The organism is Streptomyces sp. SID3212, from assembly GCF_009865405.1.
GTDB lineage: Bacteria > Actinomycetota > Actinomycetes > Streptomycetales > Streptomycetaceae > Streptomyces.
Genome location: NZ_WWJY01000313.1, coordinates 1 through 2,484 on the forward strand (window position 1 = coordinate 1; position 2,484 = coordinate 2,484).

A 2,484-nucleotide genomic window follows, 5' to 3' on the forward strand; every position below is an offset into this window, starting at 1 on the left:
CGCGCCCGGGGGCGGGCACGGCCCCGTGCCGCCGGGCCCCGTACCGTACGCCCCCGGTTCCGGCCCCGGCGCCGGTCCCGTACCGCACGGCATGGCACCCCACGGGCCGGGTCCCGTGCCCCAGGCGCCCGCGTCCGGCCCCCCGCCGTACGGCTATCCGCAGCCCTACGGCCTGCCGACCGTCGGCCCCGGCTACCAGGCCGTCCTGCGCTACCGCGCGCCCGACGGCTCGGAGGCGCAGATCATCCGCCGCTCGGCGCCCGGGACCCCGCACCCCGAGTGGCAGATCCTGCATGAGCTGCGCGCCCTGAACGTGCCGCCGCAGCAGGTCCTCGAACTCCACACGGAGCTGGAATCCTGCGAGCTGCCGGGCGCGTACTGCGCGCGGATGATCCGCGAGAGCTGGCCGCAGGTGCGGATCACGAGCGTCGCCCCGTACGGCCAGGACCACGCCAGCCGCCAGCAGGGCATGCAGCATCTGCTCACCCACCAGGGCGAGTTGCACCAGGTCGCGGACGGCCCGGCGCGCCCCGCGCCGGTACGGGCCCCGCTGCCGCAGATCCCGCCCGCGCCGCCGATCCCGCCGGAGGGCGTCGCGCAGGAGCTGCTGGGGGCGTTCGGCCCGCAGGGCATCTGCCGGTTCGACCAGCGGGCGGTGTCCCGGCAGGGCGTGCCGGACCTCGTCGCGCGCACGCTCGTGTGGGCGGGGCTGCCGGCCGACTTCGGGCCATTCTTCTGGGCGCAGCCGGCCCACCCGGTGGTCCCGACCCTGGCGGAACTGGCCGTGCAGCGGCAGATCCAGCCGGCCGCCGACGCGGGCTCGTACCTCGTCATGGGCAGTGACTTCGGCCGGGCGATCTGTGTCCAGTACGGTACGGCGCACATCATGGCCGTCCCCGTCGAGCCGGGTCCCGGCGGGCAGTCGGTGCCGCCGCAGTTCGTCAACACGGGGCTGCCGGAGTTCACCCGCTCGCTGGCGCTGCTGGGCCGGATGTGGCGTCTGCGCTACGGGCTGACGCCGGAACAGGCGGGCCGCTGGACCGTCGACTTCCAGGCGCAGCTGGCGGCGCTGGACCCGGCGGCGCTGTCGTCGCCGGAGAGCTGGTGGTCGGTGCTGCTGGAGCAGATGTGGGACGGCCTGCTCTGACGGATCCGCTGTGACGCCTCGCAGCGCGCTGAACGTGCTGAACGTGCTGTACGGATGACCTGGGCGCCCTCCGCGTGACGCGGAGGGCGCCCCGGCCGTTTCCGGCTCGTGTCCCTCTTGAGCAGCGGATTCCGGCATTCCGCGTGCGATGCCGCATCCTTGGGCAGGACAGATGGGCGGAGTGTCGCATTATGCGCATTTCGCTTCGATCCAGCAGGATGTGCGCCGGATCGCGTTGTGTGCCGGAAGGGGCTTCCCGATGAGTGCTGCTCAACCGTCTGTTCACGGTTTCGTGCCCACGCGGGGGCGTGGCTACCACCCGGAACAGGTGGACCACGAGGTCGCCACCCTGTCGCGGGTCCGCGACGACGCGTGGGAACGCGCGGCCCGCCTCACCGTCCTCGCCAAGCGCATGGAGGGCGAGGCGGCGCAGCTGCGGGAGCGGGTCGAGGAGGTACGGGCGCGGGGACCGCAGACGTACGAGTCGCTCGGCGGCCGGGCCCCGCAGATCATGACGCTGACCGCCGACGAGGGCGACCGGGTGCGGGCGGAGGCCCGCGAGGAGGCCAGGGCGGTGCTCGACACGGCCAGGGCGGAGGGCCGGGAGACCAAGGAGACGGCGAGAGAGGCGTCGGAGGCGGTACGGGCGGAGGCGGAGGCGTACGCGCGTGACGTGCTGGGCGCGGCCCAGGCGCTGGCCGACACCGAACGCGTCGAGGCGCGGCGCGAGGCGAAGGCGTGGCGCGGGGAGGCGCTGGAGGAGCTGCGGGAGATGCGCCGCCGGACGCAGGCGGTGGTGGAGGGCCTGGAGAAGGGCCACGCGGAGCGGCTGGCGGCGACGGACCGGGAGGTCGCGTCGCGGGCGGCGGAGTGGGAGGTCCGTACGGCGGAACTCTCCGCGTACGCGCAGGCGGAGCTGACGGAGGCGCAGCGCGCGTTCTCCGAGGCGGGGGAGCGGGCCCGCCACGGCCAGGAGGACGCCCAGGCGAAGGCGGCGGAGCTGCTGTCGTCGGCGGAGTCCTCGGCGGAACGGATTCTCCGGGAGGCGGAGGGGGTGGTGCGGTCGAACGAGGCGGCGGGCGAGGAGATGCGAGCGCACATGGCCCTGGTCCGCAACGCGCTGGCGGCACTGACGGGGAGGGCGCCGGCGGAGGGGTGAGGTGGTGTTTGGGGGCTTGGGTTGGGGTGGGTGGGTGAGGTGGGGTGGTTGGGTGCGGGTTCGGGCCGAGGGGTGGTTACGGTGCTGCTCAGTGCGCGGGTTCGGGCCGAGGGGTAGTCGGGGTGTCCGGCGTCGAATGAGGCGGGTGGGGCCGCCCCTTGTTGTTGATTGTCGCGGG

General features: G+C 74.5%; 2 protein-coding genes. Both read left to right on the forward strand.

Annotated elements, in window-relative coordinates:
* Window positions 1-1,147: SUKH-4 family immunity protein (locus GT042_RS09555; protein WP_161308277.1), on the forward strand; the 1,147-nt coding region annotated here is incomplete at its 5' end.
* 292 nt (window positions 1,148-1,439) lie between these two features.
* Window positions 1,440-2,306 (forward strand): cellulose-binding protein, encoded by an 867-nt coding sequence (locus GT042_RS09560; RefSeq protein WP_161308278.1) that lies wholly within the window; start codon window positions 1,440-1,442, stop codon window positions 2,304-2,306.
* Window positions 2,307-2,484: the final 178 nt, after the last annotated feature.